Source organism: Spirabiliibacterium falconis, from assembly GCF_014885015.1.
Taxonomy (GTDB): domain Bacteria; phylum Pseudomonadota; class Gammaproteobacteria; order Enterobacterales; family Pasteurellaceae; genus Spirabiliibacterium; species Spirabiliibacterium falconis.
Map to the genome: position 1 here is coordinate 1 of NZ_JABMIJ010000004.1, position 23,800 is coordinate 23,800.

At 41.2% G+C, this 23,800-nt stretch carries 27 protein-coding genes and 2 tRNA genes; 18 read left to right on the forward strand and 11 right to left on the reverse strand.

The window, feature by feature from the left end:
* Nucleotides 1-14: 14 nt before the first annotated feature.
* From HPC40_RS00970 to tilS, 4 genes are all read left to right on the forward strand, one after another.
* Nucleotides 15-743: a site-specific integrase gene (locus tag HPC40_RS00970; RefSeq protein ID WP_235972257.1), complete on the forward strand. Its 729-nt coding sequence runs from the start codon at nt 15-17 to the stop codon at nt 741-743.
* A gap of 317 nt (nt 744-1,060) precedes the next feature.
* Nucleotides 1,061-2,014 (forward strand): acetyl-CoA carboxylase carboxyl transferase subunit alpha, encoded by a 954-nt coding sequence (accA, locus tag HPC40_RS00975; protein ID WP_208117617.1) that lies wholly within the window; start codon nt 1,061-1,063, stop codon nt 2,012-2,014.
* Nucleotides 2,015-2,032: 18 nt separating this feature from the next.
* Nucleotides 2,033-2,896, forward strand: coding sequence for a pyridoxal kinase PdxY (gene pdxY, locus HPC40_RS00980; protein ID WP_208117618.1), 864 nt, complete (start codon nt 2,033-2,035; stop codon nt 2,894-2,896).
* A 9-nt stretch (nt 2,897-2,905) separates the two neighbouring features.
* Nucleotides 2,906-4,207, forward strand: a complete 1,302-nt coding sequence (tilS, locus tag HPC40_RS00985) for a tRNA lysidine(34) synthetase TilS (protein WP_208117619.1) — start codon at nt 2,906-2,908, stop codon at nt 4,205-4,207.
* A 27-nt stretch (nt 4,208-4,234) separates the two neighbouring features.
* Here the strand turns inward: tilS and HPC40_RS00990 are convergent, their stop codons facing one another.
* A complete protein-coding gene (locus tag HPC40_RS00990; RefSeq protein WP_208117620.1) occupies nt 4,235-5,578 on the reverse strand; it encodes an NCS2 family permease in 1,344 nt (447 codons plus the stop codon).
* Nucleotides 5,579-5,769: 191 nt separating this feature from the next.
* Between HPC40_RS00990 and galE the strand changes: the two genes are divergently transcribed.
* Complete coding sequence (gene galE, locus HPC40_RS00995; RefSeq protein WP_208117621.1) at nt 5,770-6,786, forward strand: UDP-glucose 4-epimerase GalE; 1,017 nt, start codon at nt 5,770-5,772, stop codon at nt 6,784-6,786.
* A gap of 52 nt (nt 6,787-6,838) precedes the next feature.
* Nucleotides 6,839-8,125 (forward strand): AmpG family muropeptide MFS transporter, encoded by a 1,287-nt coding sequence (locus tag HPC40_RS01000; protein ID WP_208117622.1) that lies wholly within the window; start codon nt 6,839-6,841, stop codon nt 8,123-8,125.
* Here HPC40_RS01000 and gloB read toward each other — a convergent pair.
* Nucleotides 8,122-8,817 (reverse strand): hydroxyacylglutathione hydrolase, encoded by a 696-nt coding sequence (gene gloB / locus HPC40_RS01005; RefSeq protein ID WP_208117623.1) that lies wholly within the window; start codon nt 8,815-8,817, stop codon nt 8,122-8,124. The two genes, HPC40_RS01000 and gloB, sit on opposite strands and share 4 nt — an antisense overlap.
* 27 nt (nt 8,818-8,844) lie before the next feature.
* Between gloB and HPC40_RS01010 the strand changes: the two genes are divergently transcribed.
* Nucleotides 8,845-9,561 carry a methyltransferase domain-containing protein gene (locus HPC40_RS01010; protein WP_208117624.1) on the forward strand — a complete coding sequence of 239 codons (717 nt, stop codon included), beginning with the start codon at nt 8,845-8,847 and terminating at the stop codon, nt 9,559-9,561.
* Here the strand turns inward: HPC40_RS01010 and rnhA are convergent.
* Nucleotides 9,546-10,010, reverse strand: coding sequence for a ribonuclease HI (rnhA, locus tag HPC40_RS01015; RefSeq protein WP_208117625.1), 465 nt, complete (start codon nt 10,008-10,010; stop codon nt 9,546-9,548). The genes HPC40_RS01010 and rnhA overlap by 16 nt on opposite strands.
* Nucleotides 10,011-10,070: 60 nt before the next feature.
* Here rnhA and dnaQ point away from each other — a divergent pair, with 60 nt between their 5' ends.
* The 3 genes from dnaQ (at nt 10,071) to HPC40_RS01030 (ending at nt 11,117) form a co-directional block, all read left to right on the forward strand.
* Nucleotides 10,071-10,832, forward strand: coding sequence for a DNA polymerase III subunit epsilon (gene dnaQ / locus HPC40_RS01020; RefSeq protein WP_208117626.1), 762 nt, complete (start codon nt 10,071-10,073; stop codon nt 10,830-10,832).
* Nucleotides 10,833-10,921: 89 nt separating this feature from the next.
* Nucleotides 10,922-10,998: transfer RNA gene (locus tag HPC40_RS01025), tRNA-Asp, on the forward strand.
* Nucleotides 10,999-11,040: 42 nt separating this feature from the next.
* Nucleotides 11,041-11,117, forward strand: a tRNA-Asp gene (locus HPC40_RS01030).
* A 75-nt stretch (nt 11,118-11,192) separates the two neighbouring features.
* On the opposite strand, the gene HPC40_RS01035 is transcribed toward HPC40_RS01030, so the two are convergent.
* The 6 genes from HPC40_RS01035 to HPC40_RS01060 form a co-directional block, all read right to left on the reverse strand.
* Nucleotides 11,193-11,486 (reverse strand): POTRA domain-containing protein, encoded by a 294-nt coding sequence (locus HPC40_RS01035; RefSeq protein ID WP_408021813.1) that lies wholly within the window; start codon nt 11,484-11,486, stop codon nt 11,193-11,195.
* Nucleotides 11,461-11,742: a hypothetical protein gene (locus tag HPC40_RS01040; RefSeq protein ID WP_208117628.1), complete on the reverse strand. Its 282-nt coding sequence runs from the start codon at nt 11,740-11,742 to the stop codon at nt 11,461-11,463. Before HPC40_RS01040 ends, HPC40_RS01035 begins: the two co-directional genes overlap by 26 nt.
* A gap of 248 nt (nt 11,743-11,990) precedes the next feature.
* On the reverse strand, nt 11,991-12,179 hold the full coding sequence (locus tag HPC40_RS01045; protein ID WP_208117629.1) for a hypothetical protein: 189 nt from the start codon (nt 12,177-12,179) through the stop codon (nt 11,991-11,993).
* A 13-nt stretch (nt 12,180-12,192) separates the two neighbouring features.
* Nucleotides 12,193-12,762 carry a hypothetical protein gene (locus HPC40_RS01050; RefSeq protein ID WP_208117630.1) on the reverse strand — a complete coding sequence of 190 codons (570 nt, stop codon included), beginning with the start codon at nt 12,760-12,762 and terminating at the stop codon, nt 12,193-12,195.
* Between the two features lie 187 nt (nt 12,763-12,949).
* The gene (locus HPC40_RS09475; RefSeq protein ID WP_208117631.1) at nt 12,950-13,111 is read right to left on the reverse strand and encodes a conjugal transfer nickase/helicase domain-containing protein; all 162 of its coding nucleotides are present in this window, start codon (nt 13,109-13,111) and stop codon (nt 12,950-12,952) included.
* A 180-nt stretch (nt 13,112-13,291) separates the two neighbouring features.
* Nucleotides 13,292-13,750, reverse strand: a complete 459-nt coding sequence (locus HPC40_RS01060) for a YhcB family protein (protein ID WP_235972258.1) — start codon at nt 13,748-13,750, stop codon at nt 13,292-13,294.
* 286 nt (nt 13,751-14,036) lie between these two features.
* On the opposite strand from HPC40_RS01060, the gene rplM reads away from it, so the two are divergent.
* Both rplM and rpsI read left to right on the forward strand, forming a co-directional pair.
* Complete coding sequence (rplM, locus tag HPC40_RS01065; RefSeq protein ID WP_208117632.1) at nt 14,037-14,465, forward strand: 50S ribosomal protein L13; 429 nt, start codon at nt 14,037-14,039, stop codon at nt 14,463-14,465.
* 16 nt (nt 14,466-14,481) lie between these two features.
* Nucleotides 14,482-14,874, forward strand: coding sequence for a 30S ribosomal protein S9 (rpsI, locus tag HPC40_RS01070; protein ID WP_208117633.1), 393 nt, complete (start codon nt 14,482-14,484; stop codon nt 14,872-14,874).
* A 112-nt stretch (nt 14,875-14,986) separates the two neighbouring features.
* Here rpsI and HPC40_RS01075 read toward each other — a convergent pair whose 3' ends face one another.
* Nucleotides 14,987-15,883, reverse strand: coding sequence for a Dyp-type peroxidase (locus HPC40_RS01075; RefSeq protein WP_208117634.1), 897 nt, complete (start codon nt 15,881-15,883; stop codon nt 14,987-14,989).
* A 157-nt stretch (nt 15,884-16,040) separates the two neighbouring features.
* Here HPC40_RS01075 and HPC40_RS01080 point away from each other — a divergent pair, with 157 nt between their 5' ends.
* Nucleotides 16,041-16,856, forward strand: a complete 816-nt coding sequence (locus HPC40_RS01080; protein ID WP_208117635.1) for a 5'-nucleotidase, lipoprotein e(P4) family — start codon at nt 16,041-16,043, stop codon at nt 16,854-16,856.
* Between the two features lie 56 nt (nt 16,857-16,912).
* On the opposite strand, the gene selD is transcribed toward HPC40_RS01080, so the two are convergent.
* Entirely contained in the window at nt 16,913-17,998 is a 1,086-nt protein-coding gene (gene selD, locus HPC40_RS01085) for a selenide, water dikinase SelD (RefSeq protein WP_208117636.1), read from the reverse strand.
* Nucleotides 17,999-18,243: 245 nt separating this feature from the next.
* Between selD and HPC40_RS01090 the strand changes: the two genes are divergently transcribed.
* From HPC40_RS01090 to oppF, 5 genes are all read left to right on the forward strand, one after another.
* The gene (locus HPC40_RS01090) at nt 18,244-19,884 is read left to right on the forward strand and encodes an ABC transporter substrate-binding protein (RefSeq protein ID WP_208117637.1); all 1,641 of its coding nucleotides are present in this window, start codon (nt 18,244-18,246) and stop codon (nt 19,882-19,884) included.
* A gap of 80 nt (nt 19,885-19,964) precedes the next feature.
* Nucleotides 19,965-20,885, forward strand: coding sequence for an oligopeptide ABC transporter permease OppB (gene oppB / locus HPC40_RS01095; protein ID WP_208117638.1), 921 nt, complete (start codon nt 19,965-19,967; stop codon nt 20,883-20,885).
* Between the two features lie 17 nt (nt 20,886-20,902).
* Nucleotides 20,903-21,811 (forward strand): oligopeptide ABC transporter permease OppC, encoded by a 909-nt coding sequence (gene oppC, locus HPC40_RS01100; RefSeq protein WP_208117882.1) that lies wholly within the window; start codon nt 20,903-20,905, stop codon nt 21,809-21,811.
* 10 nt (nt 21,812-21,821) lie between these two features.
* A complete protein-coding gene (gene oppD, locus HPC40_RS01105) occupies nt 21,822-22,802 on the forward strand; it encodes an oligopeptide ABC transporter ATP-binding protein OppD (RefSeq protein ID WP_208117639.1) in 981 nt (326 codons plus the stop codon).
* Nucleotides 22,802-23,800, forward strand: a complete 999-nt coding sequence (gene oppF, locus HPC40_RS01110; RefSeq protein ID WP_208117640.1) for a murein tripeptide/oligopeptide ABC transporter ATP binding protein OppF — start codon at nt 22,802-22,804, stop codon at nt 23,798-23,800. Before oppD ends, oppF begins: the two co-directional genes overlap by 1 nt.

Here is a 23,800-nt window from a genome sequence, read left to right on the forward strand (position 1 = left end):
GTTTTTGAAGATCATTGACAACCATACGCAATAAATTGTCTTTTTTACGTGCTGCATTAGATGAAGCGATTACTGATGGCGTTATCCAAATTAATCCTGTTGGATTAGTTACAGTAGAACGTTATAAATCAAAAGATAGCACCGATCAATCAGCCTATAAAGTCGATCCATTTACACCTAGTGAAATTGAAAAAATTCTCAATAATTGCAAGTTTGAACAGCATAAGAATCTATTTCAATTTGCATTTAATACTGGATTACGTAGTTCAGAATTGTGCGCACTACGTTGGATTGATATAGACTTTGACGAAAAATCAGCGCACATTCAAAAAGCAAAAGTTGTTGGTATCATTAAAGGTACAAAAACACGCTCTGCAAATCGAGTTATTGAATTATCAGATTCTGCTATTCAAGCGTTAATATCTCAACAGCTCTTCACCGCGGAGTGTTCTGATTATGTTTTTTGCGATCCTAAAACTAAAAAACCTTGGTCAGGTGCTGATGCTATCAGAAAAAAAGCGTGGCTACCGACACTATTAAGTGCAGAACTTCGTTATAGGAATCCCTACCAAACAAGACACACTTTTGCTACTATGCACATAAGCCAAGGTGTAAATCTATTTTGGCTTGCTAAACAAATGGGGCACAAAGGCTTAGAAATGTTGTTTAGAAATTATGGTTCTTATTTGAAAGACTATGATAATAAAACACAAAAAGAGCCGTTGATGAGCCGTACTGATTAATAAAAACAATAATTATTTCAAAATCAATAAGATAATAAAGCATTGCTCTGGGGTTCAACTCCCCCCAGCTCCACCAAATTAAGATAAAATAAAATATAATCCAATATGTTCAAAAAGCCCTAAAAAATCAAGATTTTAGGGCTTTGTTGTTTTCCAGTATGTTCCATGCGATAGCATATATCTAAGTTTTTTAGTAATACGTTATACTAACCCCACAAAAACGCATTATTAAGAGGCGCATTAACACGTTAGAATTTGAAGAATCTGTGCTATACTGCGAAAATAAATAAAATTGACCTTGATATTAAGGATAAATGATGAGCCAAGAATTTTTAGATTTTGAATTACCGATTGCAGAGTTAGAAGCCAAAATTGAATCTTTACGTGCTGTTACACACGAAGACGGTAAAATTAACCTTGATGATGAAATCAAGCGGTTACGCAAAAAAAGTGAAGAACTGACTAAAAAAACTTTTGCTAATCTCGATCCATGGCAAGTATCTAAAATGGCTCGCCACCCACAACGCCCCTACACACTGGACTATATTAGTGAAATTTTCACTGAATTTGAAGAGCTTGCAGGCGATCGTGCTTTTGCTGATGATAAGGCGATTGTCGGTGGAATTGCACGGCTAGACGGAAAACCGGTTATGGTAATCGGACATCAAAAAGGGCGCAGTGTAAAAGAAAAAGTGCTACGAAACTTTGGAATGCCAGCCCCTGAAGGTTATCGCAAAGCTCTACGTTTAATGCAATTGGCAGAACGTTTTAATATGCCAATTATTACCTTTATTGATACGCCAGGTGCATATCCTGGCGTGGGCGCAGAAGAACGAGGGCAATCTGAGGCGATTGCACGCAATTTACGAGAAATGTCCACATTGAAAGTGCCTGTGATTTGTACTGTAATCGGTGAAGGTGGCTCTGGTGGTGCATTGGCAATCGGTGTGGGTGATAAAGTCAATATGTTGCAATATAGTACCTATTCGGTTATTTCCCCCGAGGGCTGCGCTTCTATTTTATGGAAAAGTGCGGAAAAAGCCCCGCTTGCTGCTGAAGCGATGGGCATTACCGCAAAACGATTAAAAGAATTAAAATTGATTGATAACATCATTGAAGAACCGCTTGGGGGGGCACACCGTAATATGCCGTTAATGGCACAAAGTCTTAAAGCTCGTATTGTAGAAGATCTGAACCAACTCTCTGCGTTGGATACAGACGCATTGCTTGCACGTCGCTATGAGCGTTTAATGAGCTATGGCTATTGTTAATACATAGGCAACCTCATCATGAAAAATGTGTTATCAATACAATCCCATGTTGTGTATGGTTATGCTGGCAATAAAGCGGCAGTATTTCCAATGCAGCTACTCGGCATTGATGTCTGGGCTCTTAATACCGTACAATTTTCGAACCATACCCAATACCAAAAGTGGGCGGGAATGGTTATGCCCAAAGGGCAAATTACCGAAATTACCAACGGCATTGCGGATATTGACGCCCTTCAAGAGTGCGATGCGGTGCTTTCAGGTTATATTGGTGCCGCCGAGCAAGGGCAGGAAATTTTAAATACGGTACAACAGATTAAACGTCTTAATCCAAACGCACTGTATTTTTGTGATCCCGTAATGGGACACCCTGATAAAGGCTGTATTGTTGCACCAGGGGTTGCAGAGTTTTTAATTCATCATGCGTTACCACAGGCCGATATTCTCGCCCCCAATTTAGTTGAGCTACGTGAGCTCAGCGGGTTAACTGTTGATAATTTCACCCAAGCATTACACGCTATTGAGTATTTACTCAATCAAGGCGTGAAAAAAGTCCTGGTCAAACATTTAAGCAACGTAGGTAAAGATCGCACCAAATTTGAGATGGTTTTAGCAACGCAAGCTGGTATTTGGCATATCAGTCGTCCATTACACCAATTTGTTGGGCGCGATCCTGTTGGTGTCGGCGATATAACTAGTGGTATTTTTCTTGCCAATATTTTAAATGGGCTAGACGACATTAGTGCATTTGAACACACTGCCAATGCGGTAAATGATGTGATGACAACCACGCAGCAAGCTGGCAAATATGAACTGCAAATTGTGAGTGCACGCCATGCAATCATCCAACCGCAAAGTCACTACTGCGCAGAGAAAATTGCCTAAGGAAAAACAGTGGGGCTATTCACGCACTTTATTCGCACACTTGAGCATTATGCCCCTCAGCAACGCCATTTTCTGCTCGCTTTTAGTGGAGGGTTGGATTCAACCGCACTTTTACTGCTATTCACACACTTAAAAAAGCATCAGCCTGACATCAGCCTCCGTGCAGTGCATATTCATCATGGTCTAAGCCAATATGCCGATCAATGGGCACGCCATTGCCAGCAATTATGCGAGCAAATTGGCGTTGAATTTATAATAAAAAAAGTGCACATTCCCCCTCAAAATCTAGAAGCCAATGCTCGCCAAGCACGCTACCGCACTTTGCACTCACTCTGTCAGTCCAATGAATGGCTTGTTAGTGCTCATCATTTACAGGATCAAAGTGAAACTTTCCTGCTTGCCCTAAAGCGAGGCAGTGGCATTCAAGGCTTAAGTGCTATGCCCATGGTGAAAAAACGTGCTGGTATAATACACTTTCGCCCGCTGCTTAACGTCAACCGTGATGAATTAATCGATTTTGTGAAAGCACAGCACATCACATGGATTGATGATGAGAGCAATGACAATCAACGCTTTGATCGCAATTTCTTGCGCCATAGCATTTTGCCACCACTGAGAAACCGTTGGACACAGATTGACATGATGATTGCACAAAGTGCGGCACAATGTGCTGAGCAACATGCCTTGCTCACAGAGCTTTTACAACCGCACTTTACGCCACGTTTTAATGCACAAAATGGTAGCTTTGATATTGCCCAATTCGATACCTTATCCAAACCATTACAACAGGCTTTATTACGCCATTGGCTTGCTCAACTAGCCTGTCCTATGCCGAGCCAATTTAAACTCAATACCTTAATCACGCATGTCATTTTTGCAAAACACGACGCTATGCCACAACTAACCTTAGGCAACCATGTTATTCGTCGTTTTCAACAACGGTTGTATCTCACGCCTTCCTTTGCGCCAACGCGCCATTGGCAAGGCAATTTAACGTTTGATACGCCTCTCGTCTTGCCTGATAACCTTGGCTCGCTGACGCTACGACAACACGGTAACAAAGTAGAGATCATATGGGACGACCGCACTTTTATATTGCCTATTTGCCCACAGCCACTTACCGTAAAATTTGCATACAGTGGCAAAGTGCGGTTAACGCCGACGGCATGCAACACCGACATCAAAAAAATTTGGCAAACACTTGCCATTCCACCATGGCAACGATCGCGTATTCCACTGATTTTTAGCGATGATAACCTGGTTGCGGCATTAGGCACATTTATCGTTGAACATGAAAAAATCCGCCAATAAGCGGATTTTTTTAGATTTGGAATCGCATTATATTGCCCAATGCCCAGCGTAAAATGTCACCAAGGCAATAGCAATAATCACAGTGCCAATATTGAGTTTTTTAATTTCTCCTGACACAAGTCGACCAATCACAAGGCTTGCGAAACCGAGCATAATCCCAGTGACAATATTCGCCGTTAGCACAATAAACACCGCACAAATTAAACCGCTCATTGCACCGACAAAGTCATTAAAATCCAATTTGGATACATTACTCAGCATCAACAAGCCAACATACATTAATGCAGGGGCTGTCGCATACGCTGGCACGATAAACGCAAGTGGTTGAAAGAAAATCATTAACAAGAATAAAACGCCCACCACAATCGCAGTGATTCCCGTCTTTCCACCTGCCGCGGTGCCTGCCGCCGATTCAATATACACAGCAGCAGGGGCAGTACCCAACACGCCCGAAACAACACTGCTAAGTGAGTCAGAGGTCAGCGCTTTGCCGCCATTAATAATTTGCCCTTGTTTATCAAGTAAATTGCCTTGCCCCGCCACAGCACGGATAGTGCCTGTAGCATCAAAGACTGCCGTCATCACAAGTGCAAACACCACGGGCAAAATGGCAGGTTGCAATGCGCCTAAAATATCCAATTCCATGACAAGCGAATTTTCCCCAAACGATGGCTGTTTAAAAATCTCGCCATTAAAGGTTACTGTCGGATCGGCGATTAAACCAATTAACGTAATCGCAATAATCACTAACAAAATACCCCCTTTGACTTTTAGTTTTTCTAAGCCAATTGTCAGTGCTAAGCCAATAAGTGCCATCATGACTGGAAAAGAGGTAAAATCGCCCATTTTTACGGGTAAACCTGCATCATTTTTAACCACCAAGCCTACGCCATTCGCAGCAATCAGCAACAGAAACAAACCGATTCCGATGCCTGCACCATTAGCAATAGCACTCGGCAGATTTCGTAAAATCCAGCTACGAATTCCTGTGATACTAATTAAGGTAAACACAACCCCCATTAAAAATACAGCCCCCAGTGCCACAGGAATGCTCACTTGCTGCCCTAACACCAAACTAAACGCCGTAAATGCAGTTAATGAAATCGCACAACCAATTGCCATCGGTGCATTTGCCCAAAAGCCGATTAAAATTGAGCCAAGCCCTGCCACCAAACACGTTGCGACAAAAACCGATTCAGGCGGAAATCCAGCCGCACTTAACATATTAGGTACCACAATGACCGAATACACCATCGCCAAAAATGTGGTTAAACCTGCAATTATCTCTTGCCGCAAATTACTCCCGCGGGCACGAAGGGAAAAATGTTTGTCGAGCCAGCCCGACTGGGTTGGTTGAGTTTGGGCGTTCATAGTTGTTCCTCACGTTAAATGTAAAAGTGCGGTGCTATTTTACTCAATGATCGCCTAATAATCCATCGGCTTATTCAAAATTTTTGCAACAGTGTTTTTTATCATCATTCCGCATTTTTTGTGATATTAGGCAATGAAATTTACCGTAAAAGGCATTAAACTAACGTCATTCGTTGATAGAGGATAATATTATGGCAATTTTAGTAACAGGTGGTGCGGGCTATATTGGCTCACATACGGTACTTGAGCTCTTAAACGCTGGGCAAGAAGTCGTGGTGTTGGATAATTTATGTAATGCTAGTGCAAAATCACTTGATCGAGTGCAAGAACTCAGTGGTAAAGAACTGTCTTTTTATCAAGGTGATATTCTCGATAGCACGCTATTACAACGTATTTTTGCAGCACATCATATCAGTGCAGTTATTCACTTTGCCGGCTTAAAAGCGGTGGGTGAAAGTGTGCAAAAACCGATTGAATATTATCGCAATAATGTGGAAGGTACGCTCAATTTAATTGATGAAATGCGCAAAGCTGGCGTATTTACGATTGTATTTAGTTCATCGGCAACGGTATATGGCGATCCACAAATCATTCCAATTACCGAAGACTGCCCCGTTGGCGGCACAACCAATCCGTACGGCACTTCAAAATTTATGGTAGAGCGCATTTTAACTGATGTCGCACATTCCGATTCTCGCTGGAGCGTAACATTATTGCGTTATTTCAATCCTGTTGGGGCACATCCAAGTGGACGAATTGGTGAAGATCCGAATGGCATTCCAAATAATTTATTGCCTTATATCAGCCAAGTGGCTATTGGAAAATTACCTCAGCTCTCCATTTTTGGGGACGATTATAATACCCCAGATGGCACTGGCGTACGCGATTACATTCATGTGGTTGATCTTGCCCTTGGGCATTTAAAAGCATTGGATAAACATCATGCTGATAGTGGCTTACACATCTACAATCTCGGCACAGGGCAAGGCTATTCCGTCTTAGATATGGTATACGCCTTTGAAAAAGCAAATAATATCGCCATTCCCTACAAAATCGTTCCACGCCGTCCAGGTGATATTGCTACCTGCTATTCTGATCCAAGTCGCGCAGCCCGTGAATTAGGTTGGATGACCCAATTTAATCTTGAGCAAATGATGCAAGATACATGGAATTGGCAAAAAAATAACCCTAATGGCTACAACGACTAATCACACAACCGCACTTTGCAGGATAAAAGTGCGGTTTTCTTGAGGGCATTTCATGAGTGAGCAATCTCCAAGCATAATGCAACAAATTTTTACCCGTAGAATGCTGATCTGCGTATTCGCTGGATTTAGTTCTGGCTTACCGTTGTATATTATTATCTCATTAATTCCACTGTGGCTGCGCACGCAGGAAGTGGATTTAAAAACCATTGGTTTTTTTGCACTCACAGGGCTACCCTATATATGGAAATTTCTTTGGTCGCCTATTTTAGACCGCTATGTTCCCCCCTTTTTAGGGCGGCGACGTGGTTGGTTATTTATTTCACAAATCTTGCTGATCATCTCTCTTGCCTTATTTGGTTTTCTTGATCCTAAAGAACACAGCCAACTCACATTAATCGCAGCTCTGGCCACCTTAGTCGCCTTTTTTTCCGCCACACAAGATATTGTCATTGATGCGTATCGACGTGAAATCCTGCCTGATGCCGAACTTGGACTCGGTAACTCACTCAGCGTCAACGCATATCGCATTGCGGGCTTTGTGCCTGGATCGCTATCACTGATTTTAGCGGATATTTTGCCATGGCGCAGTGTATTTATGATCACCGCACTTTTTATGCTGCCTGGCATCTTAATGACGCTCTTTCTCGCTTTCGAGCCTAAAATTGATCTCGGACGAAACCGTACGTTGCGAGCCATGGTCATAGAGCCTTTTAATGAATTCTTCACACGCAAAGGTGTTCTCTCTGCCCTTGGTATATTAATTTTTATCTTTTTATATAAAATTGGCGATACGATGGCGACCGCACTTATCACGCCATTTTATTATGATATGGGCTTTAGCAAAACCCAAATCGGTTTGGTCGTAAAAAATGCGTCCGTATGGCCTATGTTACTGGCAGGCATTGCAGGTGGTATAATTATGCTGAAAATCGGCATTAATCGTGCACTTTGGCTATTTGGCTTGGTACAAATTGTGACGATTTTAGGCTTTGCATGGCTGGCATCGTTCGGGCATTTTGATGTGGTTGATACCAAAGCCCTCGTTATATTGACCATCGTCGTTGCTGCCGAATATATCGGCATAGGGCTTGGCACAGCGGCCTTCGTGGCGTTTATGGCGCGCGAAACCAATCCCCTTTACACCGCTACTCAATTAGCATTAATGACCAGCCTCGCCGCTCTGCCACGCACCATTTTTAACTCCTTTGCGGGCTCTTTGATTGAGTTTTTTGGTTATTATCACTACTTTTGGTTCTGTTTTGTTATCGCTATTCCTGGCATGCTATGTCTGATGTGGGCAGCCCCCTGGAATGGTGAAAAAAGCAAAAGTGCGGTCTAAAAATGATCTTTTGCTTGGCGCAGTTGGGTAAATTGCGCCACTGTTTTCGCCTGTAAAAAAGGGTTAATCTCTCGCTCTTGTGCCATCGTGGTTGGTAATGACGGCTTTCCTTGCGCACGTAACTTTTCCACATGCTTAATCGTGTTCTCAATAACCGCACTCGGATTAACCGATTGTGCAAATGCCAAATTAGACAGCGTATATTCGTGCGCAGGACAAACAATTGTATCATCAGGTAAGGCATTCAAACGCTGTATACCCGCAAACATCGCATCATAGTCATGTGTAAACACTCGGCCACAACCAGCGGAAAATAAACTATCACCACAAAATAAATGCCCTTCAATCAAATAACTAATATGCCCTTTTGTATGCCCAAATGTGGGGATCACCTCCACTTCATACCCTGCGATAGTTATTTTGCTCTCAGGTGCTAGATGATGAACATCGCCTTTCACTTCATCGGGAGCATACACAGGCAACGTGGGATACTGTGCTAAAATGCCATCAATGCCGCCGATATGATCGCTATGATTATGGGTAATCAAAATCGCAGCAGGCGGTGTATTATGTGTACGCAAAAATGCTAATACTGGGTGAGATTCTGCGGGATCGATAATCAAAATGCCGCGATGATGCGAGCAAAAAAGCCAAATATAGTTGTCATTTAGTGCATTTAATGGTATCAACATAATAAATCCCTCATGAGGAGAAACACAATGCAGCGTGCAAAATCCACCACACCAATCCAACAACTGCAAAGCTGGCAACAATTAAAGTGCGGTGAGTGTTATCATCATGCGTTAAAACGCTATTTTACCCCATGGGCGGATAAACGGCAGGCGCAAACACATCTGTTTCTCGGCAATTTAAGTGGTGAAATTATCGCACTTGATAAGCAAAACATCAATTTACAACTAAGTCCAAATCCCGAGTCTTTTATGCCAAGTCATGCACGCCTATTGGTAAAAGCCGATCTCTGTCAGCTTCCGTTGATTGAAACATGCGTGGATAACTGTTGGCTAATCAATACATTAAATTTTAGCCACGATCCCCACCAGATCTTGCGTGAGGTTAATCGCGTATTATGTGATGATGGTTACCTATTTATCGCCCTATTCAACCCGTGGAGTAGCTTGCTTTGCAAACGCCATTTTCACGACCGCCTCCACCGTAACCGCACTTTACCGTTTCGCCAATTTATTTTATGGCGTGTCATCGACTGGCTAGACTTACTCGGTTTTGAAATTATTCAACATACCACGCTGGCACGCCCTTCATGGTTTTCTGGCCATCATTTACGTGCTATTGTTGCTCGAAAAACGGTGCTATCCCCCACCTTAAATACAGAAAAAGTGCGGTTTCACCGCCCCGTACTACACCCAGCGAGTGCATTGACGTCTCAGCAGAACAATGTGCCTCATTCATCACAATAACCTTCATCATGAAGCGTCGGATTTTCCGCTCCTTGCCGAGCCAGCGCATCAACACGCTCATTTTCAAGATGCCCCGCATGCCCTTTAACCCAATGCCATTCTATGCGATGACGGGCAATTGCATGATCCAAGCGTTGCCATAAATCCTGATTTTTCACAGGTTGTTTACTTGCCGTGCGCCAATTATTCCGTTTCCAGTTATGAATCCACTGATTAATCCCATTTTTCATATATTGGCTATCACTAAAAAGCGCGACCTGACACGGACGTTTTAGCGATTCTAATGCCAAAATCACGGCTAATAACTCCATGCGATTATTGGTCGAACGGAAATAGCCCTGTGAAATCGTTTTTTCATGCTGTTTATAGCGCAACAACACCCCAACCCCGCCAGCTCCAGGATTACCTAAACACGAACCGTCGGTATATATTTCTATCTTGTCTGACACTGTGATAAACTCCTTAACGACTGAAAGAATAGCACAAATCTCTGGTATAAAGGAAAAATTATGGCACCAACGCATCCAACCCGCCAAGTGGTACTCGATACTGAAACCACTGGAATGAATACTGATGCTGGCAAACCGCACTTTGAAGGTCACCGCATAATTGAAATTGGAGCGGTGGAAATGATCAACCGTCGCCTCACTGGGCGCACGTTTCACGTCTATATCAAGCCTGATCGCAGCGTTGATCCCGATGCAGTTGCTGTGCATGGTATTACTGATGAAATGCTTGCAGACAAGCCTGAATTTGATGAAATTGCTGATGAATTTATTGCCTTCATCCAAGATGCGGAACTCATCATTCACAATGCCCCGTTCGATGTCGGCTTTTTAGATTATGAGTTTAGCAAAAGCCAGCATCAAAAGGTCAAACAGAACAAAATTGCCGATCTTTGCCTTGTTACTGATAGCCTGAGTATGGCAAAGAAAAAATACCCTGGAAAGCGCAATAACCTTGACGCACTCTGTGATCGCTTAAATATCGACAATAGTAGCCGTACGCTACACGGCGCATTGCTCGATGCGGAAATTCTTGCTGATGTCTATCTCAAAATGACAGGCGGACAATTTGCCTTATTTGAAGAGGAACAAGCCCAAAGCAGCGTAAAAAAAACACAAAGTGCGGTTCAATTAAATAAAACATATTACGACAACCTTACCGTCATCTTGCCCAATGATGAAGAACGTGCCGCCCATGACGAATACCTCAAATTATTGAACAAAAAAAGCGGCGATAATTGCCTTTGGCTGAAACAAATACACTAATTTCGGCTATGGATTAAGCAAACAACACACTTTTCAAAAAAAAGGGTTGACTGAATTGCCCAACCCTTATATTATGCCCCCACTTTAGCGGAGTGGTAGTTCAGCTGGTTAGAATACCTGCCTGTCACGCAGGGGGTCGCGGGTTCGAGTCCCGTCCATTCCGCCAATATTTTCAGGCTTATAGCATATGTTGTAAAGCCCCTAACTCGGAGTGGTAGTTCAGCTGGTTAGAATACCTGCCTGTCACGCAGGGGGTCGCGGGTTCGAGTCCCGTCCATTCCGCCATATATAACGCACAGTTTCTACTGTGCGTTTTTTTATATTATATAAATAAACTAACTTAACCAACTTTACCTCACATTAAATTACATTCAATACCTCACCCGCTCGCATCGGCATCGCTGTCCATAATATACCTGCTGTTGCTGTCGGAAAGCGGCTTTGATCTTGTAGCTGAATGGCTGAAAGCTTTCCTGGAATAATGGTTAACTCCAGTTCACCTGTTCTTAGGTCTTGCGGTTGAACTAACACACGGATCGTCACATAACCTTGCTCAATTAATTTGTTTTGAATACGCTTGAGAAGAATATTCATTCCTTGCATCCCCAAACAATGCGGTAGCTGTAAATCATGTTCTTGATAAATGGCATTCAATGCGCTTGAGAATTGACTTGGTTTGTGTTTTTTGTCGGTGGTTACCGTTGTCAGAAAAATCAGTGAGATAAATATGAGAGATGGGATAACAATTAGCTTCATGTTCTGGCAATTTCCCAGCCAATTCAGATTGCGCATCAATGCGTTGCGCTGCAATCACCTCTGGTTTAATATTGCTTGGACTACTTGCGCAAACGGCTAAGGCTAGTTCTGTGAGTCCAATAACCAATAAAAGTGAACGAGAACATAAACGCATGACATGACTCCAAAAGATAATGACATATCTTTCAGAGTATAGTTTTCTATACTTTTTAGATCAAATAATATCTAGCTGTTTTATTGATCTTTGTCACAGATAAGTTTTAACCTCAACTTGTTGAAAACTTTTTTGTTCGCCAAAATTTTTTTATCTAAAAAATACTTTTTATTAAACTGTTAAATATTATCTTTCTCTAAAGCTATCATCAACAGTAGATTGTAATGGACTGAGTAAATAGCTGATGATTATTCGGTTTCCAGTTGTTGATCAATCACCTCATAAGTATTCAAAAATCGATCAGCCTGGAGTGTATTCAGATGTCTCTCTTTTGTAAATGCATTTTTAATTTCATTCTTAGTTTTAACACTGTCATTAGAGTCAAAAAAATCAATATAAGCAGCTGAGGCTAATAATGCTTTATTTCCATCACTCATGGTGGTCTCCTAACTAAAAATTATAGTTTTTTTGTAAAAACTCTACTAATTTTAAATAATTATCTAATTCGCCAACATTATTATACCCGCCAGCGAGGTATAATGGATAAAGTCCAAAAACATCTTTAACCGAAGCTATAGTCTTATTGATAATTGGATCATAATAGAGGTAATAACTCGTACCTAAAACACACCCACCGAAACTATTTCTAGCTTTTCTATTATCATGATCATATAAAATAATACCTGTTTTTTTATCAATAAAACCCGCCTCATATTTTCGTCCTTCAAATTCAATGCTTTTAGGAAATTCAACATCACTATGCTCAACTTCTCGCAAAGATATCCACTCTAACGGTGGAGTCGAAGAGGTTGCAACGGTGATAATACCTCTTAATCTACGCCATTCATCGGGTTTGACATAAATCTTAATAGCGTCTTTTTCTATCATTTTGGCACGGATAGGGGTGGTGATTTCGGCAATGATCCAAGGTTGGAAAGGAAGGTAAATAAGATAAAGAAAAAATAAACAAATAAAATGTCTAGGTTTAAACTTCGATATAAATTGTATTAATTTATTCATAACATATTCACATTAAAGAGATAAAAAGATTAACTATCATATAATTGCACCTTGTTTCATATTTTCAGAAATTCATCAAAAAAAGCAGGCTGAACAAAAACAACCTGCTTTACTCCAATAAATTAAAATTTTAAGACAAGTATAGTTTTATATATGTTCCTAGTCAATATAAAATACCTATTTTTAGTTAAAGATTCTGATTTCTTTGTATCGTTAATCTAAGGTTATTGAATACTTTTTTCTGACCTAAAATTTTTACTTTATCTTCAATAAGATACCCCACAAGTGAAGAGTCACGACGAGGGCCTGATACAACACACGTCCAAAAATTCGTCGATCCCAAAATCATGACCAGCACTTCTCACATGGTTTGGTTTCTGTGTAAAACAACAAAAAAAATCAATAAGATAACAAAGTATTTCTCGGCAGCTAAACTCCCCCCAGCTCCACCAATTTTCGTGAAATGCAAAGACGCTCCATATTAACGGAGCGTTTTTTCTTAATGAGGAATAATTTTTATTAAATCCCACTATTTTTGTTCATTTTTTAGTAGCCCTGATGATCCCTTTGAATAATCTTTTGGCGGCTCTTGTTCATTAGTGGTTATTTCTGTGGTACTTGCAATTTCACCTTCTAATGTTACATCTTTAGATTCTACAGGAGCTAAAAGTGCGGTTTGATTGAATAGTGCTTTAGATTTGTCCTCTGCGAGTAAATTTACAGAGCTACTCGCAAGGTGTTTGTACAATTTTTGATAGTCCTGTGCAAGAGATTTCATGAGATCCGCACTTTCCGCAAAATGCGCTTCAATTTTTGCTTTTTGCTCATCCACTTCATGACGCACTTGTTTTAATTCAGATTGTGTTTGCAGTTGTTTACGCACATTACCGCTACTAGCACGAATGACAAAAAATGCCAAAATAAAACCTATAACTAGCCCGCCAAGTCCCATAAGCCATAACTGTTGTGTACTTGTTAACTGCTCCATAAATTTCTCCTAAAATACATTGATAAACCACTCATTATTTAAAATTATAATCCCAATTCAACTAATGTCTAACCGAAAAATACGATTTTGCCATGCATAACACGTTTTTTACGAAAAAAATTCGCAATTTAATTTTAAATTAAGTATAATCTTGCAACCCTGTTATTACATTGGTTTTTCCCACCGTGTAAAATTTTGACTGTAACTAGCACTCGAAGGGGTGATTAGGCAGCTTAAGGTGTGCTTTTTAAGCATAGGGTTTAAATTTTTATAAATGGTATTTTTAATGAAAACTTTTGTAGCAAAACCAGAAACCGTAAAACGTGACTGGTATGTAGTTGATGCGACAGGTAAAACATTAGGTCGCTTAGCTACTGAAATCGCAAGTCGCTTACGTGGTAAACACAAAGCTGAATATACTCCACATGTAGATACTGGTGATTATATCATCGTGATCAATGCAGAAAAAGTTGCTGTCACTGGCAGAAAACAAAGTGATAAAATGTACTACTGGCATACAGGTCACATTGGTGGAATCAAACAAGCGACTTTTGCAGAGATGATCGAACGCCGTCCTGAGCGCGTGATTGAAATCGCAGTTAAAGGTATGTTGCCAAAAGGGCCATTAGGTCGTGCAATGTATCGTAAATTGAAAGTGTATGCAGGTGCTGAGCATAATCATGCCGCACAGCAACCACAAGTATTAGACATTTAATCACGGGGTCAAGATAATGGCAGAGAATCAAAATTACGGCACAGGTCGCCGCAAAAGCTCTTCAGCCCGCGTGTTTATTAAACCGGGCAGTGGTAAAATCACTATTAATCAACGTGAATTAGACGTTTATTTCGGACGTGAAACATCACGAATGATCGTACGTCAACCGTTAGAACTAGTGGAATTAACTGATAAATTAGACCTTTATATCACTGTAAAAGGTGGTGGTATTTCTGGTCAAGCTGGTGCTATTCGCCACGGTATCACTCGCGCATTAATGGAATACGATGAAACCCTCCGTCCAGCACTCCGTGCTGCAGGCTTCGTTACACGTGATGCTCGTCGCGTTGAACGTAAAAAAGTGGGTTTACGCAAAGCACGTCGTCGTCCACAATTCTCAAAACGTTAATTTTTACGTTTACTAAACTCAAAAAGCCGATGTTATTCATCGGCTTTTTTATATGGGTATCCTTTCTTTATTAAAGTGCGGTTATGTAGAGAGCTGACCGCACTTTGATACTTTATGTATTTAACGCCTCTAACTGTTCGATTGAGGGTGCATAATAATATCCTCCGCTAACGGCTTTCGTAAACCCTAAGATGCGATCCGTTTTGCCATCTCGCTCACCAAACATGCTGAGCAACTGCTGTTCAATATTGTGTAAACGTGCACAATATGAAGCGAAATACAAGCCATGCGCCCCGCTCACTTTACCATAAGGTAAACTCTGACGTAAAATTTTCAGCCCTTTACCATTTTCTTTAATATCAACACGCCCCACATGAGAGGTCTCAGGCACATTATCCAATTCAACGCTATCAGGTTTGGTACGCCCAATCACATTTTCTTGCTTACTATCACTCAGCTTATGCCACTTGTCTAGTTGATGCTCATAACGTTGTACAAAGAGATAACTGCCACCAGCATCTTGCCCTTCTGCAATCACAGCAACCGTCGGGCGATCTTCACCTTGTGGATTTTCAGTGCCATCAATAAAACCCGTTAAATCACGTTCTTCAATCCAACGAAATCCATGCGTTTCTTCTTGCACTTCAAGTGCGGTTCCAAACACCGCCATCGCCATAAGCCCTGCTGAAAAACACACATCTTGACGTAACGCTTGGATATGAATGAGCATATCACGCTGAGTGGCAGGTGCACTCAAATTTCCTTTCCCAAGTGTTGTAAAGGGTTTGAGTTCCGCGGCACTGCCCGCTTGCCCAATCTGTTTCCAAATCCCATCACTAAACGCCAATACCGCACCTAGCCCCGCATCAGGATATTGATGTTGTAATTGTGTTAGCTGCGCTAAAAATGCAGTGCACTGTTGCTTTATCACGGGTAAATCCAGCACTTTCGCTTCTAAAAAAATCCCTGCTCGGCAATGCTCCAATAAAATTCCGCTTTGTGCAGACATAAGATCTCCTTGCGTTATTATTTTATATCGTATTTTAACGCAAAATTGAGAATTAAAAAATGAAAGGTTAATCACAATTTTTAAATCCGCTCAACCGCACTTGTTATTTTTATGTTAGAGTATGCTCGCATGTCAACTTAAAGGAGAAGTTAGTACTATGAAACAATGGAAATTAGGTGTGTTATCGGTGTCTGTTTTAGTGGCATTAACAGGCTGTGCGACCCATTCATCAGATGATTCAGCGCAAGCTCAGTTAGCACAACAATCTACACTGGGTGTTGTTTGGATGCAACAATCTGGCGAATATCAGGCACTGGCACATCAAGCGTTTAATGCTGCTAAAGTGGCATTTAATCAAGCGAAAGTGCATAAAGGTAAAAAGAAAGCTGTTGTGGCTGACCTTGATGAAACATTACTTGATAATAGTCCTTATGCTGCATGGCAAGCGAAAAATGGGCAACCATTTACAGGCGAAACATGGACAAAATGGGTCAATGCCCGTGAAAGCGGCTCACTTCCAGGTGCGGTTGATTTCGCTAACTATGTTAATAGCCATGGTGGTACGATGTTCTATGTCTCTAACCGTAAAGCAGACGGTGAAACAGAAGGTACGATTGATGATATGAAACGCCTTGGCTTTACAGGGGTAAGCGATAACACATTATTGTTAAAAAGAGATAAATCTGCCAAATCAGCACGTTTTGCTGAAATTGAAAAACAAGGCTATGAAATTGTGCTGTATGTCGGCGATAATTTAAACGATTTTGGCGATGCAACCTATCACAAAGCCAACAGTGAACGCCGTGATTTTGTCGCAAAAAATGCGTCACTTTTCGGCAAAAAATTCATTATGTTGCCAAATCCAAATTACGGCGATTGGGAAGGTGGCTTAGCTGAGGGATATTTCAAAAAAGATAATAATGGTAAGCTCAAAGCCCGCGAAGATGCACTTAAAGCCTGGAGCGGTAAATAAGCTTAAACTTCTCTAAAAAGCAAAGTGCGGTCTTCTTGAAGACCGCACTTTCTCTACTAAATCACCTCAATCAATACTGTATCAGATTTGGCTTCACTCAATGCGCCTATCGCATGAAGCAAAATACCCTGCTCTTGGGCTATTTGTTCAACGTCAGATACCGCACTTGGATCAACGGCGATAAGTAATCCTCCTGACGTTTGTGGATCGCATAAGATTGCACGCTGAGTCTCACTCATTGCGCCAATTAAATGCCCATAGCTGTCAAAATTACGTTTGCTGCCACCAGGAATACACCCTTTTTCAAGGTAATAATCCAAATCGGGTAAACATGGCACTTGTGCAAACCGCACTTTGGCATTGAGATTTGAACCTTGGCAAATTTCACTCAAATGCCCTAACAACCCAAATCCCGTAACATCCGTCATGGCATGTACCCCTGCAAGATGTGAAAATGCTGCCCCAATTTTATTCATTTGGCACATCAATTCCGCAGCCTTACCGTGGTGTGATGTTTTCAGCTTGCCTTTTTTCTCTGCGGTTGTATAAATGCCAATGCCCAATGGCTTGGTTAAAAAGAGTTGGTCGCCCGCTTTTGCTTGGTTATTTTTTTTGACTTTATCCGTATCAATAATGCCTGTAACAGCCAAGCCAAAAATAGGCTCAGGTGAGTCAATACTATGCCCTCCTGCCAGAGATATGCCTGCCTCTTTGCATGCGGTGCGCCCGCCATCAACGATGCGTCGCGCCACTTCAGCGGGTAATTTATCAATAGGGAAGCCCAAAATCGCAATTGCCATTATGGGTTTCCCGCCCATGGCATAAATATCGCTGATGGCATTGGTTGCAGCAATGCGTCCAAAGGTAAATGGGTCATCAACAATCGGCATAAAAAAATCGGTGGTAGAGATAATCCCTTTGCCGTCGCCAATATCATATACTGCGGCATCATCACGGCTATCATTCCCCACGAGCAAATGAGGGTCGAGCCATTTGCCTGCCTCAGAATGAAGGATTTTATCTAAAATTTTCGGGGAAATTTTGCACCCACATCCTGCGCCATGACTATATTGTGTTAAACGAATAACATCACTTACCACCGCATTAAATTGCTGTTCGTTCTGTTCGTCAGTTTGTTTCATTATACGTTCCTTTTTCAAACCATTACCCCTACCATATCATAAAAATGTGTGGTTTAGCGTCTAAATCGCTTATTTATGCAATTTTGCACAAAAAAAAACCACTATTTTAAAAAAAATATCGCCTTACAATAAATTCTGCTATTTTCGTCAATGTTTTATTTTCATTATTTCCATTTTATGAAAAAATAGCAAAATTGGCACATAAACTATACGTCTATTTTTAAATGAAGTTAAGGAGAACGATCATGACACTACGTCTATCTCGTCTAAGTCTTGCAATGGCTTTAGGGCTGACCGCACTTTGCACCAATACATTTGCCGCACAAGTTCCAGCGGGTACGGAGCTTGCTGAAAAACAAGAAATTGTATTTAATAACTCGGCAGAACCCGCCAGCCTTGATCCTGCAAAAATTCAAGGTGATGTTGAAGGTTCTTTGGCACATCAATTATTTGAAGGTCTTGTTAACTCAGACGAAAAAGGCAAAATTTTACCGGGCGTTGCTAAATCATGGGAGCATTCCGATGACTATAAAACCTGGACATTCCATTTACGCGATAACGCAAAATGGTCTAATGGTGAACCCGTGACTGCCCATGATTTCGTGTATTCTTGGCAACGTTTAACTGATCCAAAAACAGCGAGCCCATATCAAACCTATCTTGAATTTTTAGCGGTTAAAAATGTGAAAGATGTTGCTGAAGGGAAAAAACCAACGAGCGAATTAGGCATTAAGGCTTTGGATGACTATACTCTCGAACTGCAACTTGATGCACCAATTCCTTATGCAGATAAACTTGTAGAACATTACGTTTTATTGCCCGTCAATAAAAGTGCGGTTGAAAAATTCGGTGATCAATGGACAAAAGTGGGCAACATTGTTGGCAATGGTGCGTTTAAACTGGATGAACATCGTGTAAATGAAAAAATTGTGCTTACACGCAATCCGCATTATTGGGACAATGAGCATACTGTGTTAAATAAAGTGACATATCTCCCAATTGTTGAGGCAAGCACTGACATTAACCGTTACCGTGCAGGTGAAGTCGATATCACGGGTAAATCATTGCCTCCTGAAATGTTTGAAAAATTGAAAAAAGAATTGCCAGATGAATTAGTCGTTGGGCCAATTTTGTGTACTTATCATTACGAAATCAATACGAAAAAAGCCCCATTTAATGATGCCCGTGTACGCAAGGCGTTAACCCTAGCCCTTGATCGCGACATCATCACCGAAAAAGTATTAGGGCAAGGTCAAACACCAGCTTATGTGTTCACACCACCATATACTGCTGATGCTGATAGCATTAAAAATCCAGAGTGGGCAAGTTGGCCGCAACAACAACGTAACGAAGAAGCTAAAAAGCTGCTTACCGAAGCTGGCTTTAGTAAATCAAATCCACTCACGTTCAATTTGCTTTACAATACAGATGAAAATCATAAAAAAGTGGCCATTGCTACCAGCTCTATTTGGAAGAAAAATTTAGATGGTTTAGTGAATGCCAAACTTGAAAATCAAGAATGGAAAACTTATATCGACACGCGCCACAGCGGGAACTATGACATTGCCCGTGCAGGCTGGTGTGCTGATTATAATGAACCTACAACATTCTTAAACTATTATCTATCCAACTTTGCAGCGAATACTTCATTTTATAACAATCCAGAGTATGACAAACTGCTTGCGGATGCCAAAATTGCGCCAACAGATGAGCAACGTAAAGCTGACTACGCCAAAGCAGAAGAAATTCTCGCAAATGATGTTCCAGCCGTTGATGTCTATCATTATGTTCAACCGCGCTTAATTAAAAGTTATGTGAAAGGGTTTGCTGCATTTAATCCTACGCAATCGTACTATTTCAAAGATGTTTATATCATTAAACACTAAGAATAGCCGATAACATAAAAGTGCGGTCGAGATATGCTTCAACCGCACTTTTCCCTTTTTAACTAACAGACAAAATTACTATGTTGAAACTCATTTTTCGACGGCTATTACAAGCCATTCCAACACTATTTGTGTTGATTACGCTGTCGTTTTTTATGATGCGCTTAGCACCGGGCAGCCCATTTTCTAGCGAAAAAGCCTATCCACCAGAGGTAATGGCAAATATTGAAGCCAAATATCATCTTAATGAACCTATTTTGAAGCAATATGGTCATTACTTAATCGGGCTTGCACATGGGGATTTTGGTCCTTCGTTTAAATACAAAGATTTTACCGTTAACCAACTGCTCGCTGAATCCTTTCCTGTTTCACTGAAGCTGGGTTTTTTTGCCTTTATTATCGCCTTTGTTGTCGGCGTGAGTGCCGGTACGCTCGCTGCAGTAAAACAAAATAAATGGCTTGATTATCTTATTATGACATTTGCCATGACAGGCATTGTCATTCCAAGTTTTGTTGTCGCGCCTTTACTGGTATTTTTGTTTGCGATCATTTTACAATGGCTGCCCGCCGGTGGTTGGAATGGCGGACAATTGACGAATATACTTCTCCCGATGACCGCACTTTCACTGTCTTATATTGCCAGTATTGCGCGTATTACACGCGGCTCAATGATTGAAGTGTTACATTCTAATTTTATTCGCACTGCCAAAGCAAAAGGCTTGCCAGCACGTCGTATTATTTTTACGCATGCGTTACGTCCTGCCCTGCTTCCCGTTATTTCTTATATGGGGCCTGCGTTTGTCGGTATTATTACAGGTTCAATGGTTATTGAGAGTATTTTTGGGTTACCCGGTATTGGGCAACTTTTCGTCAACGGAGCCCTTAATCGTGACTATTCTTTAGTGCTGAGTTTAACCATCTTGGTTGGCACTCTAACCATTACTTTTAATGCAATAGTGGATATTTTATACGCCATTATTGATCCCAAAATTCGCTACTAATTTTTAAGGATAAAATGATGTTAATAAAAAAAGAAGATAGTGAATTATTACAACAAATTGATAGTAGCCTTGAAATAGAAGGCCGCAGCTTATGGCAAGATGCTCGGCGACGTTTTTTACATAATAAAGCGGCGCTGCTTAGCCTATGTGTATTGGTTTTGATTACGTTATTTGTTATTTTTGCACCAATGCTAAGCCCGTTTCCATTTGATGATACCGATTGGTCAATGATGTCCATGCCACCAGATATGGAAAGCCAGCACTATTTTGGTACGGACTCATCGGGGCGAGATTTACTGGTTCGTGTTGCAATCGGTGGGCGTATTTCCTTAATGGTTGGGATCGCAGGTGCGCTTATTGCTGTATTATTTGGTACACTTTATGGTGCAACATCAGGCTATGTGGGAGGCAAAGTTGATGCCATCATGATGCGCATTTTAGAGATTCTCAATTCATTTCCCTTTATGTTTTTTGTCATTTTGCTCGTTACATTTTTTGGGCAAAATATTTTTCTTATTTTTCTTGCTATTGGCATGGTTTCTTGGCTAGACATGGCTCGGATTGTACGCGGGCAAACCTTGAGCCTAAAACGCAAAGAATTTGTTGAAGCAGCTATCGTATGTGGTTCATCAGCACCTAAAATTATTTGGAAACACATTGTGCCCAATGTGCTAGGTGTGGTTGTAGTATATGCTTCGCTGCTGGTACCGAGTATGATTTTATTTGAATCTTTTTTAAGTTTTCTTGGACTCGGCACCCAAGAACCATTCAGTAGTTGGGGCGGTTTATTAAACGATGGTGCACGCTCAATGGAGTTTATGCCTTGGTTATTAATTTTTCCTGCTCTATTTTTAGTTATCACCCTATTTTGTTTTAATTTTATTGGTGATGGCTTGCGTGATGCGCTCGATCCAAAAGATCGTTAAGGACAATTCAATGCACAACACACAATCCGATATATTACTTGATGTAAATAATTTACGTGTTATTTTTAACACGCATGACGGCGATGTAACGGCTGTCAACAACCTAACATTTTCCCTTAACGCTGGGCAAACGCTGGGCATTGTTGGGGAATCAGGCTCAGGAAAATCACAGACGGCTTTTGCTATTATGGGATTACTGGCAGATAATGGGCGTATCGAGGGGTCAGCTAAATTCAATGGTAAAGAAATTTTAAACTTACCAAAACGTGAGCTAAACCGCTTTCGTGCAGAGCAAATTTCAATGATTTTCCAAGATCCGATGACATCACTTAATCCTTATATGAAAGTCAAAGATCAACTGATGGAAGTGTTGATACTACACAAAGGAATGGATAAAAAAACGGCCTATAACGAATCACTTGCGATGCTTGATGCCGTAAAAATGCCTGAAGCCAAAAAACGGATGGATATGTATCCCCACGAATTTTCGGGCGGAATGCGTCAACGTGTGATGATCGCGATGGCATTACTTTGTCGCCCTAAATTATTAATTGCTGATGAACCAACAACCGCACTTGATGTTACTGTTCAAGCGCAAATTATGGCACTACTTAATGAACTCAAACGTGAATTTAATACTGCCATTATTATGATCACCCATGATTTGGGGGTTGTGGCTGGCATTTGTGACAATGTCTTAGTCATGTATGCGGGACGAACCATGGAATATGGTACCGCGGATCAAATTTTTTATAACCCAACGCACCCATATTCCATTGGTTTAATTGATGCTGTACCGAAGCTCAATGAAGAAATTGGCGAACTCACAACCATTCCCGGTAATCCGCCTAATTTATTAAATTTGCCGAATGGCTGCCCATTCCAACCACGTTGTCAGCGAGCCAGCTCCCTGTGCTTAACTGCCCCTGAGCTCACTCGTTTTGATACAAACCGCCTACGTGCTTGCGCTATTCCTGTTGGAGAGATTTAATGTCAACTGAATCAAAAAATTTACTACTGGAAGTTGATAATTTAAGTGTTCACTTCCACATTAAAAATGACAAGAAACGCTTATTCGCTAAAACACAAACATTAAAAGCTGTTAATCACGTTTCTTTTAAACTTTATCAGGGCGAAACTCTCGGCATTGTTGGCGAATCAGGATGTGGTAAATCAACACTGGCGAGAGCCATCATCGGACTTGTTCCTTCTGCTGGCGGGAAAATGGTATGGCTAGGTAACGATCTGGGGCGACAAACACCAAAACAATGGCATGCTTTACGCAATGACATACAAATGATATTCCAAGATCCCCTTGCATCGCTTGACCCACGGATGACTATTGGCGACATCATTGCAGAACCACTACGCAATTATCAGCCACAACTCAACCGACAAGCAGTAAAAGCGCGTGTGCAAGCTATGATGGAAAAAGTAGGATTACTACCAAATCTTGTCAACCGCTATCCTCACGAGTTTTCAGGCGGTCAGTGCCAACGAATTGGTATTGCGCGTGCTCTAATTGTTGAACCTAAACTGATTATTTGTGATGAACCTGTTTCCGCACTTGACGTATCTATTCAAGCGCAAGTCGTCAATTTATTAAAATCATTACAAAAAGAAATGGGATTATCGCTTATTTTCATTGCCCACGATTTAGCCGTAGTTAAGCACATTTCTGACCGTGTGTTAGTGATGTATCTAGGCAACGCAGTGGAGTTAGGCGATTATGTTTCGGTTTATACCGACACCAAGCATCCATATACCAAAGCCTTAATGTCGGCAGTGCCAATTCCCGATCCCAATTTAGAGCGCAACAAACAAATCCAACTACTCGAAGGTGATCTCCCCTCCCCTATCAACCCACCGAGCGGCTGCGTATTTCGCACTCGTTGCCCACTGGCAGACAGTGCCTGTGCACTCAATAAACCTGAACTAAAAGGCAACGCTCATCACCAAGTCGCTTGTGAAAAAGTAGCTATCATCTAA